The sequence below is a fragment of the Vibrio sp. 1978 genome, assembly GCF_033344345.1.
This window is the reverse complement of record NZ_JAWPOP010000015.1, coordinates 1-16,180: the sequence shown is the minus strand read 5'-3', so window position 1 is coordinate 16,180 and position 16,180 is coordinate 1. Positions and strand designations below refer to the sequence as shown.

Annotated in this window: 17 protein-coding genes; 3 read left to right on the top strand and 14 right to left on the bottom strand. The window is 44.0% G+C overall.

The genetic code is table 11. From position 1 onward, the window contains the following. Nucleotides 1–15: 15 nt before the first annotated feature. From R8N49_RS15295 to R8N49_RS15245, 11 genes are all read right to left on the bottom strand, one after another. Nucleotides 16–555 (bottom strand): DUF2271 domain-containing protein, encoded by a 540-nt coding sequence (locus R8N49_RS15295; protein ID WP_054576196.1) that lies wholly within the window; start codon nucleotides 553–555, stop codon nucleotides 16–18. 21 nt (nucleotides 556–576) lie between these two features. After that, nucleotides 577–1,206, bottom strand: coding sequence for a PepSY-associated TM helix domain-containing protein (locus tag R8N49_RS15290; protein ID WP_064369691.1), 630 nt, complete (start codon nucleotides 1,204–1,206; stop codon nucleotides 577–579). A gap of 133 nt (nucleotides 1,207–1,339) precedes the next feature. Beyond that, nucleotides 1,340–2,512: a tetratricopeptide repeat protein gene (locus tag R8N49_RS15285; RefSeq protein ID WP_017635539.1), complete on the bottom strand. Its 1,173-nt coding sequence runs from the start codon at nucleotides 2,510–2,512 to the stop codon at nucleotides 1,340–1,342. Continuing rightward, nucleotides 2,509–3,129, bottom strand: coding sequence for an energy transducer TonB (locus tag R8N49_RS15280; RefSeq protein WP_005374256.1), 621 nt, complete (start codon nucleotides 3,127–3,129; stop codon nucleotides 2,509–2,511). The genes R8N49_RS15285 and R8N49_RS15280 overlap by 4 nt, the downstream gene beginning before the upstream one ends. After that, the gene (locus tag R8N49_RS15275; protein WP_005374257.1) at nucleotides 3,129–3,533 is read right to left on the bottom strand and encodes an ExbD/TolR family protein; all 405 of its coding nucleotides are present in this window, start codon (nucleotides 3,531–3,533) and stop codon (nucleotides 3,129–3,131) included. The genes R8N49_RS15280 and R8N49_RS15275 overlap by 1 nt, the downstream gene beginning before the upstream one ends. Beyond that, entirely contained in the window at nucleotides 3,530–4,084 is a 555-nt protein-coding gene (locus R8N49_RS15270) for a MotA/TolQ/ExbB proton channel family protein (protein ID WP_054579205.1), read from the bottom strand. Before R8N49_RS15270 ends, R8N49_RS15275 begins: the two co-directional genes overlap by 4 nt. Beyond that, on the bottom strand, nucleotides 4,084–5,451 hold the full coding sequence (locus R8N49_RS15265; RefSeq protein WP_053350833.1) for a MotA/TolQ/ExbB proton channel family protein: 1,368 nt from the start codon (nucleotides 5,449–5,451) through the stop codon (nucleotides 4,084–4,086). The genes R8N49_RS15270 and R8N49_RS15265 overlap by 1 nt, the downstream gene beginning before the upstream one ends. After that, the gene (locus R8N49_RS15260) at nucleotides 5,452–6,219 is read right to left on the bottom strand and encodes a DUF3450 domain-containing protein (protein ID WP_005374260.1); all 768 of its coding nucleotides are present in this window, start codon (nucleotides 6,217–6,219) and stop codon (nucleotides 5,452–5,454) included. A gap of 74 nt (nucleotides 6,220–6,293) precedes the next feature. After that, nucleotides 6,294–8,387 carry a TonB-dependent siderophore receptor gene (locus R8N49_RS15255; RefSeq protein ID WP_054579204.1) on the bottom strand — a complete coding sequence of 698 codons (2,094 nt, stop codon included), beginning with the start codon at nucleotides 8,385–8,387 and terminating at the stop codon, nucleotides 6,294–6,296. A 207-nt stretch (nucleotides 8,388–8,594) separates the two neighbouring features. After that, nucleotides 8,595–9,968, bottom strand: a complete 1,374-nt coding sequence (locus tag R8N49_RS15250) for a sensor histidine kinase (protein WP_064369509.1) — start codon at nucleotides 9,966–9,968, stop codon at nucleotides 8,595–8,597. Continuing rightward, nucleotides 9,968–10,633: a response regulator transcription factor gene (locus tag R8N49_RS15245; protein ID WP_005386018.1), complete on the bottom strand. Its 666-nt coding sequence runs from the start codon at nucleotides 10,631–10,633 to the stop codon at nucleotides 9,968–9,970. Before R8N49_RS15245 ends, R8N49_RS15250 begins: the two co-directional genes overlap by 1 nt. Nucleotides 10,634–10,863: 230 nt before the next feature. Between R8N49_RS15245 and R8N49_RS15240 the strand changes: the two genes are divergently transcribed. After that, nucleotides 10,864–11,574: a glycerophosphodiester phosphodiesterase family protein gene (locus tag R8N49_RS15240; RefSeq protein ID WP_132936945.1), complete on the top strand. Its 711-nt coding sequence runs from the start codon at nucleotides 10,864–10,866 to the stop codon at nucleotides 11,572–11,574. 35 nt (nucleotides 11,575–11,609) lie between these two features. Here the strand turns inward: R8N49_RS15240 and R8N49_RS15235 are convergent, their stop codons facing one another. Then, entirely contained in the window at nucleotides 11,610–12,092 is a 483-nt protein-coding gene (locus tag R8N49_RS15235; protein WP_017819702.1) for a L,D-transpeptidase family protein, read from the bottom strand. Between the two features lie 242 nt (nucleotides 12,093–12,334). Between R8N49_RS15235 and R8N49_RS15230 the strand changes: the two genes are divergently transcribed. Together R8N49_RS15230 and R8N49_RS15225 are read left to right on the top strand one after the other, a co-directional pair. After that, nucleotides 12,335–13,330, top strand: coding sequence for a 2-hydroxyacid dehydrogenase (locus R8N49_RS15230; RefSeq protein WP_132936944.1), 996 nt, complete (start codon nucleotides 12,335–12,337; stop codon nucleotides 13,328–13,330). Nucleotides 13,331–13,415: 85 nt separating this feature from the next. After that, the gene (locus tag R8N49_RS15225) at nucleotides 13,416–13,772 is read left to right on the top strand and encodes a YibL family ribosome-associated protein (RefSeq protein WP_005374274.1); all 357 of its coding nucleotides are present in this window, start codon (nucleotides 13,416–13,418) and stop codon (nucleotides 13,770–13,772) included. A gap of 163 nt (nucleotides 13,773–13,935) precedes the next feature. Here R8N49_RS15225 and R8N49_RS15220 read toward each other — a convergent pair whose 3' ends face one another. Together R8N49_RS15220 and R8N49_RS15215 are read right to left on the bottom strand one after the other, a co-directional pair. After that, nucleotides 13,936–14,967: a cytosolic protein gene (locus tag R8N49_RS15220; RefSeq protein WP_171342684.1), complete on the bottom strand. Its 1,032-nt coding sequence runs from the start codon at nucleotides 14,965–14,967 to the stop codon at nucleotides 13,936–13,938. Between the two features lie 103 nt (nucleotides 14,968–15,070). Further along, entirely contained in the window at nucleotides 15,071–15,832 is a 762-nt protein-coding gene (locus R8N49_RS15215) for a hypothetical protein (RefSeq protein WP_064354473.1), read from the bottom strand. Between the last annotated feature and the right edge of the window lie 348 nt (nucleotides 15,833–16,180).

The window sequence follows — 16,180 nt, the reverse complement described above, 5'->3', positions numbered from 1 at the left end:
TGTTGTGTCCTTTAATCACTTAACTTGATAATTGACGGTGATGACACCCGTCTCTTGTGTTGGTTTAAGCTCATAGCGCACGTCACTGTCCGCTAGCGTTATTTTTTGACGTAAGTAGTTTCGCCCACCGTGTTCACGAACGACTTCGACGTACAACGTGTAATTTCCTTGTTCCAAACGCTCCCCTGAGTCATTGGTTCCATCCCAGACAAAGCGGTATTGACCAGCAGGACGTGTTGCAGAAGTCACCGCATCAACAAGTTCACGATCATAACGACCCGCTTTTCTCCACCAGCTGCGTAGATCTTTTAACCATTCGTCTTTCCCTACCCATAACTGAATGGTTTTAACCGGTTTACGCTGATCGTTTTCAACCCAAACCGCCACATAAGGGCGTGCATACATTGAGGTATCTATCTTTGGAAGTTCGAGTTCGAAGTCGACCTTCGCGTTATCTGGTAGAGGCGCCGCGGAAAGAGAGAAAGGAGTAAAAGCCGCGATCAAAGCGGCTTTACAAAAGTGATTACGGCGGAAAAATCTTCCTGTGTTCAACATAAGTGTTCTCTAAAAAAGCTGTTATGGAACAGCAACAAAATAAATTACGAGCGACAGTAACGTACCAAAGCTCATCCATTGCATTGACGTTCTGAGCGTCTTCTTCTTAGGCAGTAACAAGCACACGCCTGTAAGAACAAAAAACACCATCAAAAGCGCAGTGACGTCGATAAACCACTTCCAAATCCCACCACTGTTGCGTCCTTTATGTAGATCGTTCAGCAGCGCAACAATACCGTAGTGCGTCGTTTCGACGTCTGCTGAACCAGTAGTCATATCAATAAAGACCGTAGCGTTATAACCCGGGCCTTTAAAATCCATAGAAAGCTCTCCGAGTAACAACTCACCTTGCTCAACTTCGGTATACACATCTAGTGCGGAGGGAGTGCCGCGAAGCTCGGTTTCTTTAGTCAAGAAAGCCACCAGCCCTTCACGATTAGGTTGAAAGGTATCTGAATGTGAGAATAAAACTGAGTGCGGAACCGTCAGAGTATGTTGTTGAATGATAGGTTCGCTGCGTTCAAACAATTCGGGGCGATTGAGGGTAATACCAGTTACTGCAAAAAACAGCGTAACTAAGAGAAGAGCCATCGAAATATAGATATGTAGGCGGCGAGCCCAAGTTTGAACACCTTTGCTTTTAAGCAACATAGAAACAATCATCACCAATAAATGTGGGGCATAATTTAGGTGATAATCATTCGTATTGGCATTTAATTTACATTGTTTACTTTAAACAAAAAAATACCCGAGACTGAGCTCGGGTATTTAATAAAAATGTTCGCTATGAGTTCTGCGTCGATTCTACTTTGCGTAGCTGTGATAGATACTTAACCCAACTCTTTGCCTGATTCGATGGCTTAATCTCATTCGCTCTTTTGGCATTAGCGAGCGCATCGTCAAACCGCTTAAGTTTGTAGTAAGCGCGAGTTTTGATAAGTGCAACATCCGCTTTACGACCTCTGACCTTATCGAGCGCGGCAATGGCATCTTTATAATGGCCTTCTTGCACCAACAGTTGAGAATAGTTCCAGTAATACTGCCTATCTAGCTGAGCTGCAATACGCCAGCTATCAATAGACTCTTCCCACTCTTTTGCCATTTGCCAATACGTTGCTTGCTGAGCTTTTAGCTTACTATTCGAGTTTACATCCTCTAGCTCGTTCATCACCAACGCAGCTCTCTCAGGAATACCTCGTTTCGCGTACAATTGTGCCAGCAGCTTTAAGTCATCTTGGCTAAGTTGTAACCCTTTCAGTTTTGCCAACGCCAAAGAGTCTAGGGCACGTTTGTTGTCATCAACCCGTAGGTATAGAGCAACAAGCTGACGCCACCATTCAATTCGCTCAGGTTCAATCACGATTAAGCGTTTGATGGTCGAGATTGCCGGCTTCCACTTTTTCAGTTCTAGCTCAGCAGAAAGCTTTATCGACAATGCGCCAAGCTTGTCTGGCTGACCAAATTTCTCATAACGAGCCATTGCTGAAAGCACTTTTTGCCACTGACTCAGTTGATAATGAGATTGGGAAATACGCAGCCATAGCTCATGCGCTTTTTGACCTTTAGGAATGTTTTTGCTCAAGGCATAGTAATGAGGTAAAGCCTTAGAAAAACGTTGCTCGTTCAGCAGTATATCAGCCAACATTTTTCGGGTTTGCCATGCTTGCTCATCTTGTAGCAAACCACTATTGACTGCCAACTCAAGTTGCTTAATCGCCGCTTGAGTTTGCTCGTTCTGCCAGTAAAAAATACCCAACATTCGAGCGACATAAGCTTGGTCATATCCACGAGAAAGCTCCATAGCTTCAAGAGATGAAATCGCTTCTTTCAGTTTCTCTTCTTGAGCCAAATTATGTGCTCGTTGAACTCTCGCTGCGGTGTATTGGCTTAACTCACTGGCAATGGTTGAGAGTGCACTCAGGCTTAATACCGTACCGATTAAGAATTTTTTCATCATTTGGCTAACTTGAACTCCACTTTAGCGGTTTGTCCGAACTGCTCAATTGACACACCATCCTCAACTTTTGGCTGATACTTCCATTTTTTAAGCGCACGGATTGCTTCCCTTTCAAACATGCGCTCGGGCTCAGCCTCGATCACTTCAATATCTTTTGGTCGTCCAGTTGCATCGATCGTGAAACGCATAATGACATAACCTTCCACTCTACGTTTCAGCGCCTTACTTGGATAGCGAGGATCAACACGATACAACGGCAGTGCTTGCTGGTTGCCCATTGTTCCCTTCAAGTTTGGTGCACTAATCGCGATGCCTTCAAGGGCAGTGTTTAAACCTAAAGCACTGACTGGCGTCATCTGACTCATTGGTTCCATTTGAGTGTCAGCTTGAGACAGATCCATTGGCTCCGGCGCTTGAGGTGGTTCTGGTTGCTCCGGCACTGAACGTTGACGACGCTGCACGTCTGCTTCATTCTCTACCATCACCATATCAAAACGAACGGCTTCTGAAGCTTCTGGCGCACGCTGGTTGCCTTTATCAACCATCCACGCCATAAAGCTAAACAAGCTCACAGAAATTAACAGTGATGCTGGTAGTGCAAGTAACAGCCTGCCCATTAAGGTTTCTCCGCCGCCAATGCAATGTTCTTCACACCTGCCGCCTTTGCAGCGTCCATCACTTTCACGACAGTGCCATTGTAAGCATGCTCGTCAGCTTGGATAACTAACGAAGCATCAGGCTGATCAAGTAACAGGTGCTCAATAGAGGCCTCAACACGCTCAATATCAACCACTCGTTTGTCGATGTACACATCATTCGCTGCCGTTACTGCGATAAAAATGCCCGCGTCTTTTTGGCTTACTACATTAGAAGCCTGAGGGCGATTCACTTCTACACCGGATTCACGTACAAACGAACTGGTCACAATGAAGAAGATCAACATGATGAAGACGATATCAAGCATCGAGGTTAAATCGACTTGAGCTTCATCTTGTTGGTTAGGTCTGCGTCCGAGTCTCACTTTTGACTCCTTAAAGATTGTTCTAACTGGATAGCTTTTCGTTCACACACTTTGCTAAGGCGAGCATGAATAAACATGCCCGCAAGCGCTGCTACCATACCTGCCATGGTTGGCAGCGTAGCAAGTGAGATACCAGAAGCCATCAATTTCGGATTGCTGCTGCCTTGCGATGCCATTACGTCAAACACCGTAATCATGCCTGTCACCGTCCCTAACAACCCTAGCATTGGGCAAACCGCCACAAGTAGCTTAATAGTCGATAGGTTTTGGCGCAGTTCGATTTGCGCTTTTGCAATCCATCCTTCACGGATTTGATGCGCGTACCAAGAGTGGTGCTCTGATCTTGCTTGCCACTGCTCACAAAGCTGTTTTTTTACCCTAGGGAAAACCGTTGTGAGATAAATAACTCGCTCCATAACCAACAGCCAGCACACCGCCACGACGGCGGCCAACCACCATAGGATTTGACCACCTTGCTGCATAAAGCTCATCAAGGTTGTGGCCCAATCCTCACTGATCAAACCCAATGTGCTGAGTAGGATCTGCTCCATTACGCTGCGTTCTCCGCTAAGGTGTTAGAATGGCTTTTGTTACTCGGCATATCACGCTCAGCTTGTTCTGCAACTAAACCGATGCCTTGTTTTTCTAAGATACTGCGAATATTTTCTGCTTGAGAGCTCAATACGTTGTGCGCTAATAGCAAAGGCATGGCTGAAACAAGGCCAAGTACGGTAGTCACAAGTGCCATTGAAATACCACCCGCCATTACTTTCGGATCACCATTACCAAATTGAGTGATGACTTGGAAGGTTTCGATCATACCCGTTACCGTGCCTAATAGGCCAAGCATAGGAGCTAGAGCAGCAAGAAGCTTAAGCATCGACAACCCTTTTTCTAGGTGGGTTTGCTCATCAACAACGGCTTCCAAAAGACGTAGTTCTAACGCTTCTACGCTGCGATGCTTGTCTTTCTGGTATACCGCAAGCACGCGACCCAAAGGGTTGTTTCCTGGCTGCGCTGGGGTTTTCAGTTGCTTCATGATTTTCTGGCGCGAAATCATCAGAGATGCACCACGTACGAGCGCAATCAATAGGCCGATAGCCAATAAACCAAGGATGATTTTGCCGACAACGCCACCCGCATTTAGGCGATCAGCCAAAGTCGGTGAGTTTGCGAGCTGCTCAAGAAGAATGCCACGTGACGGATCTATGACAAGCGCATCAATGTCACCAGAGGAAATAGTATTCGCTGTTGGACCGCTTTCAGGCTGACGAAGATAGTTTACCGCATCTCCGCGTTGACCATTCCACTTAACGTAGCCAGTGTCATCCAGCAGCGCCATAGAACCAAGACGAACACCACTAACCGTTTGTTCACGACCCTCGCCATTTAGCAGTGTGAAAGAGACGTTTGCCATTTCACCGCTTGCTTTGATTTGTTCTTCCATGCTGCGCCACATCGCCTGAAGTTGGGTCAACGTTGGCAGTGATTTAGCCGCAACAATAGCATCGATATCTTTCTGATATGAGTTTGCATCTACACCGGTTACTGAGCTTTTTAGCTCAGACTCTAGCTCTTTTGCGTTCTGGCGAACGACGCCAAATAACTCACCTAGGCTCCCGGTTTCTAGACGCAACTTTTCTTCTAGCTGTGCCAGTTCTGCTTCATTTTCACCGAAGGTAACACTTAATGAGTCCGCCTCTGCTTGAAGAGCAGCACGCTCTGCCACCAATTTATTCTTTATAGCCTGTAGGTCTTGCTCTGTTTGCTTAAAACCTGATTCACGCGCGACATTGTGCGATTGCTGTTGACGATTTTCTTGCTGCGCCTTTTGTAACAACGCATCACTAGCAAAAGTTGTATAAGGCATTAATGCGGCTGTCGAGATTAATGCAACCGATAACCATTTTTTCATCATTTATTTGCCCTCCGCAGCGGTTAACGACACTGGCAGAGTTAACATACTCGGCGCGATCTGTTTATTCGCCATAGCGAACGCTTTGTCTAGCTCTGATTTTTGCTCAGAACCCACTTGTTGCCATGCTTGTTGTTGCTGTGACCAGCTCCAAAATGTGTCACCAGATAAGCTACGCGCTACCAAAGACAAACGGCCTAAATAGAGAATGTCCGCCTCCACAGCTTCATTGTCACCCAGGTTAATCTTGCCTTGGTAAACGCCAAGCTTGGTGCCGTAATCCATTTCAATTTGGTACGCTTCTAAAATACGACGAAACTTCTCTGCATCCGCAACGTCTGCACGCGTCATCATGGAATCCAGCTTTGCAATTCGCTCCTCACGTTGCGCTTTGCGTATAGGCTTGTCGTTAGCGACGAGCACTTTTAAGCCCTCAAGCATGTGATACATTAAAGGCACGACACCTTGACGAGTTTGAGCAATCTGTTCAATTTGCTCGTTCAAGCTATCAACTTCTTGATTTTGGCTCTCAACAAGGCTTGCAAGATGATCGCGATAAATCTTCAAGTTACCGACTTCTTCTTGCAGCTGCTCAATTTCAGCTTCTAGAGTAAGTGATTTTTCTGCGCTTGCATCAATACGTTTTTGGCTTACCGCCGACGACTGGTTTGTTTTACTCTGCACAGCTTGTGCATCGTTTAAGTTCGCCGCGTGAGCGGGAATCAAAACCGATGATATCAACAGAGCGATACTTGATTTCATTAGATTCATACGAGTTATATTTCTGTGTTCCAAAAACGACCAAAGGGGAAGACTACCCTTCCCCTTTAATAATCAAATTGTTATCAGTACTTGAACTGGATTGTTGCCATGTAGTTGCGGCTTTCTCCAACCACAACCCCACTCGCACCTTTTTGCTCGCCATTCGTGCTACCACCACCTGCGAAGTAGTCGGTATCGAATAAATTCTCGACATTGAATCGAGCAATGATATCCAAGTTTTCATCGTACTTATGTTTGTATGACACGCCCATATCAACGCGAGCGTAGCCATCTTTCTTGAAGGTGTTTTTTGCATCACCGTAGCGATCACCTTCATAAATCAAACCAAGGTTTAAGTTAGTGTTGTCTTGAACCTTGTAGCTAGACCATAGGCTTGCCGAGAACTCTGGCACGTCTACAGGGCGGTTGCCCTCATATCTTTCTGCCTTCTTAAGCTCTGCATCCAAATACATTGCAGAAGCGGTTAGCGACAACTCTGGGGTCACAAAACCTTGAGCCATTAACTCAGCGCCTTTGTGAACTTGCTCACCACCTTGCGTTTTCTTGTGTAGGAGATTGCCGCCCGCGTCTTTGCCGCTTTCAACATCCAGCGAGATGTTCTCTAACGTGATATCAAACACAGCACCAGATACAAATAAACGCTGATCAAACAGTTCCCACTTCGTACCGATTTCATAAGAGATACCACGCTCAGCGTCGAGTTTCTCACCTTCATTGATGTAGGTACGACTACCGTTGCTGACTTCACCTTGAGGCATGAAGCTTTCAGAATACTGAACGTAAACCGAGCCATTCGTCGATGGGTGGAATATCACACCTAACTTTGGAGAAACTTGGTTTTCGGTCAGTTCATCATCACGCTTTTCGTCATAACGAACACCTGCAAGCACTTGCCAGTAATCATTAATCGTCATCATATTTTGCGCGTAGATACCCCAAGTATCGTACTCAGCTGTTGGTGATTTCCTCGAACTACTATAGCTAGGCTTAGGCACCGTTTCTCCTGGCGCAATACTCGCCTCATTATGAAATGCCATAAAGCGATCATAACTGTAGTCTAAGTAGTTAGCGCCCACTAACAACGTGTTTTCCGTACCGAACAAAGTAAAGTCCGTCGTCACATCTATATATGCAGTATCAAATACCCAATTATCGGAGCGATCGTTGCCTCGATGCTTAATCGTATTTAACTCTTCATACTGATCAAACTTAGGGTAAGACTCTACATCAAAACGCTTAAAGTCTTGGCGGTTGTAACCTGCTTTTACGTTCACGTTATCCGTGACTTGCGCATTAATATCGACACCGTAGTTTTCTACTTCGTTATCAATTTCAGACCACTGCGCATCCCAAATGTACTTATCACCGCGAACCGCTTTGCCATCAACAATGTATGCGCCAGAGTCTACGCTACCATCGTCTTTCGTGCGATCGTAATGCGCTGACACCATAAAGTTGTCGGTGATGTCGTACTCAACCACTAGGCCCGCTACCGTACGATCTGTTCTAGGCTCAGTGCCATCACCGTACCTGCGCCAAGAGCCGTAGCTTTCTTTGGCAAAAATTGCGCGCGCACGCAGTGTCTCTGCATCATTTAGCGCGCCACTCACATCAAGCACAGTGCGTGAGTGATCATTCGAACCTAGATCTTGACTCAAACTTGCTTGTGTTTGAGTTGTTGGTTTTTTCGAAACCATGTTTACCAAACCACCCGGCTCAGATTTACCGTATAGCAGACCTGATGGACCTTTAAGCACTTCAACACGCTCTAAAAGCTCAATTGGCTGACGGTAGTGTGACCAGTGTTGACGACCATCACGAAGAAAACCGTCTGAACTGCTAAGTTCAAAACCACGTAGAGAGAAACGTTCGCGGTTACGGCTTGTACCACCCGCGCTAACACTTGCATCGTTACGTAGCACTTCACCAAGTGTACTTGCACGCTGCTCATCAATTACCGTTTCATCGATAACCGCTACTTGTCCCGGCGTTTCCAGCTGCGTCATTTCCATGCGCATTGCTGTACTGTTTGTATCTGCCTTGTAGCCGAACTCTCGACCTTCTACAACTACATGTTCGTCTGTTTGAACTTCCGCCACTGCAGGTGTTGCTAACACTGCACCGATCACTAACGCCAAATGGCTCTTAGTAAACATATCCTTTCACTCCGATTATTATTTTTCGGGTCACATACTTGTTGAATGCGATTCCCTCTTAATTATTTCGCGGGTGAATATAAGTGATAAGTATTACCATTTGCATTAAATTTACATTCTTTGCATTTGCAAACTTTTGTAAAGTACTCTCTGATGATGCGCCATGATAATGTGACATTAATCACAAAAATTACGACTTAATCATACTTATTGCTTGAACACTAAAGTAACCCTCAAACCGCCTTGCTCACGGTTTTTCGCCGTGACTGCTCCACCCATAATACGCATGGATTCTTTGACAATCGCAAGACCTAAACCGTAGCCACCAAGCTTTTTATCTCTAGAAGCATCTAAGCGTGTAAACGGATCAAAAATATCGACTAGCTTGTTCTCTGGAATACCAGGCCCATTATCAGATACTGACATGGTGGTGAATTGCTGCCCTTCTTTGACATAATTTTCCAGAGAAACTTCTATCTGAGATGCTTGTCCTGAATATTTAATGGCATTACCAATAAGATTGTTCAAACAACGAATGACCAGCGTTTCTTCACAAATGGCTTTAGCACATACAGCTTCTGAGCGGAAAGACAACGTCTGTTCTGACTTCAAATCTATTTTGCAACGTTCTACTTGCGGGGAGAGCAAAACTTCTAAATCACAGCGTTTCGTGGCTTTGTCGAAGCGCGCATTTTCCAAGCGACTGAACTCCAATATATCGCTGATCAAATGGTTTAGCTCTTTTGCTTCATCTTCTAGCCTTGTCACTAGGCTTTGCTCACTTTCTCCAACACGCTTTCGCAAAAGATGTAGAACCAAGTTCTGCCTCGCTAACGGCGTTCTCAATTCGTGAGAGACATCTCTTATAAGCAGTCGCTGCTTTTCAGCGAGAGAATGAATCTGTTGCGTCATGTGATCGAAATCTTGCGCTAACTCGTTAAACTCACGCGTGCTCGACTTCAGCTCTTTCACGACACTGACATTAAAATCTCCATTAGATAGCTTTTTGCTTGCTTCTCTCAATCGATCCAATGGTTGCTGTAAGTTACGTGCCATTAGCAGTGAAAAGAGCGCCAAAATAACCACTGCAATCACGACTTTGAGAATAGAGAAATACAGAATGAAGTCATTTGCAGGGTGCAGTCGATGTGGCAATTGAATCACTAAAGTATTGCCATGAACTAAAGGAATATTGATGATGGGGCGATTCACTTTCCCCTCAAGTTGATCATCAATGCTTCTCTTAAATTGAAGTTTGAACTCGAAGTGCGGATGCATCAGACGGTGCGTAACTGGTTGCTGATGTTCATTCAACACAAATAAATAAAAGTTTTGCGCATTTGCCCAGTCAGCAAGTTCGTCCATGTCTCCGTGCTCAATCAATACATTGGCTTGATGTGCAAGGTCTAGCATTTCTTCTCGCACACTATCGGGCACTTTCAACATGGCTTTCACCAGAGCTTGTTCCGCTAAGGATTGCACGACCAAAATGCTAATGACAATTGCGGTCATACAACTAAATAACTTGAACGCTAAGCTGTCTTTACGTTTTGCAATAAAAGGTGGACACCGGAGCTTCATTAACGGTTTACAGCCTCTAAATAACTGTAACCTTTGCCACGGAAGGTTTTGATATGTTGCTTGGAAAGCCCCGCTTCAACTAACTTGCGACGTATGTTACTGATGTGCATATCAAGGTTGCGATCAAAAGGACTCAGCTCTTTCTTTAACACTTCAGTTTGAAGCTCTGCTTTTGAAATCACGACTCCTTGGTTTTTTACCAAGTAGCTCAATAGTTCAGCTTCCGTACTTGTGAGGGGTAAGCTATTAAGCTGGTCACTGATCGTTTGAACGGTACTACACATCGTCTGACGTTGACGTTCCAAGCCAACACGACGAAGAATCGCTTTGATGCGCATTAGAAGCTCAGCGACATTAAAAGGCTTTCCGATATACTGATCGGCCCCCGCTTGGTAACCATCAAGCATCGAGTTTTCATCGTTGAGAGCGGTAAGCATTAGAATAGGTGTCGCGAAGCGCTGACAGATCCTACGAGCAACTTGCATGCCGTTAAGGTTTGGTAACATGACATCAAGCAATACAAGATCTACAGGCGTTTTTTCCATATATTGCAGCGCACTTTCACCGCAATGCACAGAAGAGACGATGTAGCCCTCCTCTTGCAAAACCGCTTCTAACAGCTCACACAAAGGAACGTCATCATCGACTATCAAAACTCGTGACATTACCACTCACCATTCAAATAAAAATGGTTCGCATTTTATTACTCATTTACCAATTAAACAACTACACACTCTAAGGCTTTAAGTCCACAGGACTCAGTCCAAGAAGCAGCAACGTGCCATTAGAGTTTAATGTTCACTTTTACTAAAGGTTCCTAACAATATGCACCTAGATATATCTTCATAGAAAAAACGAGTACAATCTGGCAACCGCAATGCAAAAGATAAAGCGAATGGAAACGTTATTAATTGGTCACCGTGGCGTGGCAGGTTCATACCCTGAGAATACAAAAATAAGCATTCAAGCAGCCATTAACCTGGGGTTGAAGTGGGTGGAAGTGGATATACAGCCTACCAAAGATAATGTTTTCGTGGTTTGCCATGATCATACCGTCAATCGATGCAGCAATGGACAAGGCCGTGTTGATGAGCTCACCCTGGAAGAGTTAAAAGCATTAGATTTCGGTAGTTGGTTTAGCACAGACTTTTCAGGCGAGAAGATCGTGACACTAGATGAACTGCTCACTTTAGCTACTGAGAATAAGCTTAACTTGAATATCGAAGTTAAAGTAGACAACCATCCAGCGGAAGAAGTGGCGCAGACTCTCGCCAATGCGTTAGCAAAAAGTCCAATGCCGCAAGAGAATGTACTCCTATCGAGCTTTAGTCATGACATCATTAGAGCGATGCACAAATACTGCAGTGGCTACCGATTGGGTGTGTTAAGTGAATTCTTTACGAGAAAAGATAAACGCCTTTTGGAAGAAGTTAGTGCCTATAGCTGCAACCTAAACATTAACTGGGTTCGTACTCGCCAGATAAACAAACTCCAACAAGCCGGTTACAAAGTGATGTGCTATACGGTGAACAATCCAAATAAACTGAAATACCTGCCTCAGTTAGACGGTATTTTTAGTGATCATCCACAGCGCTTTATGCCATAGCCTATAAGAGCCAGAACATTAAAGGGGACCTTTTATTACCACTCAATCTGAATTGGTGTCCCCATCTCGACAAGCTGGATAAATTCGTCCATCTCCTCGTTGGTAATCGCAATACACCCATTAGTCCAATCAAAACTTTGGATATAAATCGGCAACTGACTCTCACCGTTTTTTAAGCCATGAATTTTGATGTTCCCTCCAGGGGAGACACCTCGGCGCTTCGCTTCCAACGTATCAATCGCATCAGGGTAACTGATATGCACAGAACGATAAAAAGCAGAGTCCTCTATAACATAATCTAGAGTGTATTCGCCCTCTGGTGTGCGATTGTCTCCCTCTTCTTGTTTATGTCCTTGAGGGTTCGCTCCTAAAGCAATTCGGTATTCTTTTAGCACTGCTCCTTGTTCCATCAAATACATTCGACGCTTAGACTTGTCGACTTTAACGAGGTCAACAGCTGCGTGAGTGCCAGAAGCAAACACACAACACAAGAACATAGAGCACCATTTTACTGACATTGTCGTAACGCCTAAGCTAATAAAGTGAACAAGAAAAGAGCGATAATGCTAGTCAGTTAATGCTCGTAAAGCAAACAGTATCTAATGCGGAACCGTAAGATAGCACTCGCTGAAAGGCGTACTTCTTATTGTTATTTGATACAACAAAAGTCAAAGAGAAGATTTCTCTATTCATTGCGGCTAAGTTGCATTACTTTATAAGCATATTTATTTATAAAGTCCGCACTTTTTGAGAGGGAACCATGATTAACATTGCTTTTTTTAGTGCAAAATCCTACGACGAAGCCTCTTTTAATAAAATTAAAAATAACCGCGATTTTGAATTTCACTATCACGACTTCCGACTAACCGAAAAAACAGCCAAGATGGCGCACGGCAGTGATGTCGTATGTGCGTTTGTTAATGATGATCTTTCAGCTCCTGTCCTTAAACAGCTTTCTCTGGGCGGGACCAAGCTTATTGCTATGCGCTGCGCGGGATATGATAAAGTTGATCAACAAGCAGCCAAAGAACTAGGCTTACAAGTGGTTCGAGTTCCTGCTTACTCACCAGAAGCAGTGGCAGAGCACACGGTTGGTTTAATGATGTGCCTAAACCGCCGTCTTCACAAGGCCTACCAACGCACACGTGACGCCAACTTCTCGCTAGAAGGTCTTGTTGGCTTTAACTTTTTCGGAAAAACCGTTGGTATTATTGGTACGGGTAAGATTGGTATCGCGACGATGCGTATCTTCAAAGGGCTTGGCATGGAACTGCTTTGCTACGACCCCTACGAAAACCCATTAGCGCTAGAAATGGGAGCCCGTTACTGTTCGCTTGAAGAAATCTACGCTAATGCGGATATTATCTCTCTCCATTGTCCAATGAGTGAAGAAAACTATCACTTATTGAACGAAAAAGCCTTCGCGCAAATGAAAGATGGTGTAATGATCATTAACACCAGTCGAGGCGAGTTGCTAGATTCACTAGCGGCGATAGAAGCGTTGAAACAAGGTAAGATTGGTGCGCTTGGCCTAGACGTGTATGACAATGAAAAAGACTTATTCTTCCAAGATAAATCTAACGATGTCATTGTAGATGATGTTTTCCGCCGTTTATCGGCTTGTCATAACGTGCTGTTTACTGGCCACCAAGCATTCTTGACTCACGAAGCACTGAATAATATTGCCTCTGTGACGCTTGATAACGTCGAAGCCTTTTTCTCTGGTAACGTATCGGGCAATGAACTGATTAACTAAAGCCAGACAATCGAGAAGTATAGTAGAGCGTGTGATCTCAGCTATGCTATACTTCTCGACTATTTAAAATTTGAGCCAAATTACCATGAGCATAAAAACTGATATTCAAAAGCTGCACAACCGTTTAGATACATGCCAACGTAAACTTGATGCGGCACGTTCTCGTGGTGATCACGAAATGATTACAAAGTTCACGGATGAAGTAGAACAGCTTACCAAAAAGCTTAACCAGTTAAAGCACAAGCAAAACTATGAGCTGAACAAAGAACGTAAAAGCTTACTTGATATGCCTTTCTCTCGTGAAATCACCAAAGCAGAACAAGCGGACATCGGCAAACTGAAAAAACGCGTACGCGGCTTAGTAATCGTTCACCCATTAACAAAAGTTGGTAAAGAACTTCGCCTTGATGTGATGACAGGCTTTGCGCCAAAAGAGTTTTAAAACTCGCATTAACATTTATGGAGCCCAAGCATTTGCTTGGGCTTTTTATTTTGTACTGCTTCATTAGATTTCATCGAAATATCAATCCATAAGCTATTAAAAAGGCCAGCGACAAAAGCCACTGACCTATTTCGACCAATATCGTCCGCATTACATCTCCACGTTACGACAGTTGCTGCAACTTGCGCTCCACAACGGGATCATTCGGAACCAGCTGCTGAGCGACTTCCAAAAGCTGTACTGCATCTTGCGGGTTGTCATACTCATGCTTAAGTGCAATATCAACAAGTGGCTGAATATCGATTTGCGCTTGATGCTCCTTCACATGTTCTTTCTTTTCTTCAATTAGTACATTATGAGCGGTACTCAGTAAGTTTAAACGATGCTGTGAGCTCGCATTCGCCTTGTTAAGGCACTGATAGTAATCTTCTTTTAAGCGCAGCGTTTTGGTCTGATGACGAAACTGCGCTATATCTATCTTCTGATAACGTATAAAGTCTACGGCCACTTGCTTATAAAAACCGAATTTATTCAAATACGTCGCGTGGGTACCATGTCCCATCCCGAAGACTCTTAAGTGAGTGAGCTCTGGGTAGCGTTTGGCGTGAAGGCGGTCGATTTCATTAGTTGGATCATAAATGATGTAGCCTTTTGCATCGCCAAGGTCAAGGTCGTGATACTTTCCTTCCCAATCAAATTGTTGGGCTAATTCAGTACTTGGCCTATCATCCCATGGCACCAAAACTTTGTTTTTTGTGCTGACCGGGTGAAACATCAATACTTGATCCAACTTTAATAGATTGGAAAAGGCACCAATAGCAAAACCACCGCGGCTAAGTCCATAGCCTAAACGACATTCAAAGGGCTCAAGTAAAGTCGACAGTTGCTCTAGAAAGAAAATTAAATTACGGCTACGAAACCAGTTACTTTTCCCAAGATGCTGAAATGAAATAATATTTACTTTTTGTTTCTGGGCTAAGCGATAGCCCCAAGGCGCAAAGTCTGAGTGTAAGTCCTGTACTTGTAGATTCGTACCAGCAGGGGAAAAGGTGAACAACAACGGTTTATTGCGGTCGACAAACTCATACTTAACAAATACATCATCAAGTAAGTCCTCCCCGGACATCGGTAGCCTGGTTTGCTGTTCTTCACGAGAAAGAGCCAGCCATTCATCCAACCAGTACAGTAACTTCATTAATCCTCCATCTAAATTGCGCCTAGCAATTGTGTTAAAAATCTAGTTTTAGTGTGTGATCATCTCCCCCCTGGTTACAGGGGACTCTGATATCAGTCCTCTTTTAAAACAAAGCGTGAATTTGCTTATTAAATTGGTCAATATCTAAGGTTTGATGGCGAACAAACTCCTGCGCCACCAGATTAAAAAATTCTAATTTATCTAATTGTGTGGATTGAGTGCCGTGTCCCATACCGACGACTTTTAAATGGGTAAGCTCTGGATAACGTTTAGCATGAAGACGATCAATGCGATTGGATGGGTCATAAATAATATAACCTTTGGCATTGCCCAAATCTCGATCATGGTAGCCGCTTTCCCAAGCAAACTGCTGAGCAAGCTCAGTACTCGGCCGATCATCCCAAGGCACTAACGCTTTATTTTTAGTGCTAACAGGATAAAACAACAAAAGATGTTCTAGTTTCAGCAAGTTAGCGAACGCGCCAATTGCAAAGCCACCTCGACTTTGCCCATAACCCAAACGACATTTGAAGGGATGAAGCAACTCAGATAGCTGCTCCAGAAAGAAAATCAAATTCCGACTACGGAACCAATTACTTTGTCCTAAATGTTGAAAGGCAATAATGTTTACTTGTTGTTGTATTCCGAGCTCGTAGCCCCAAGGAGAAAAATCCGGAGTTAAATCTTGTACCTGCACATCAGTACCGGAAGGAGAAAATGTAAACAACAATGGCTTGTTAAGATCAACGAGTTCATACTTCACAAACACATCATCAAGTAAATCGTAGCCAGAGATAGGTAAAGCCATCTCTTGTTCTTGTTGAGTAAGAGCTTGCCATTCATCTAACCAGTAAAGTAGCTTCATTTTTTCTCCAAGTACATTTGCAGTATTTAGACTGGGACTCTATCAAAATGCGTTTAAGCATCCCACGTTGAGACTTAACAAAGCTCTATTTGAAGCCCAAATGAGACGTATGGAAATGTCTTCGATTGAAGGTATTACTGCGTAAACTAAACCCAATGTAGGTACGCAAAAACTTGGAGAAAGAGCTAGAGAAAAACCAATTAGAAGTTTCGATAACAGCGGTTAAAAAACAGCAGATACAAAAAAACCGCTGTAAGAACAGCGGTTTTTTTAAAAGTGGCGGAGAGATAGGGATTTGAACCCTAGATACGCTATTAACGTATGCCGGTTTTCAAGACCGGTGCTTTC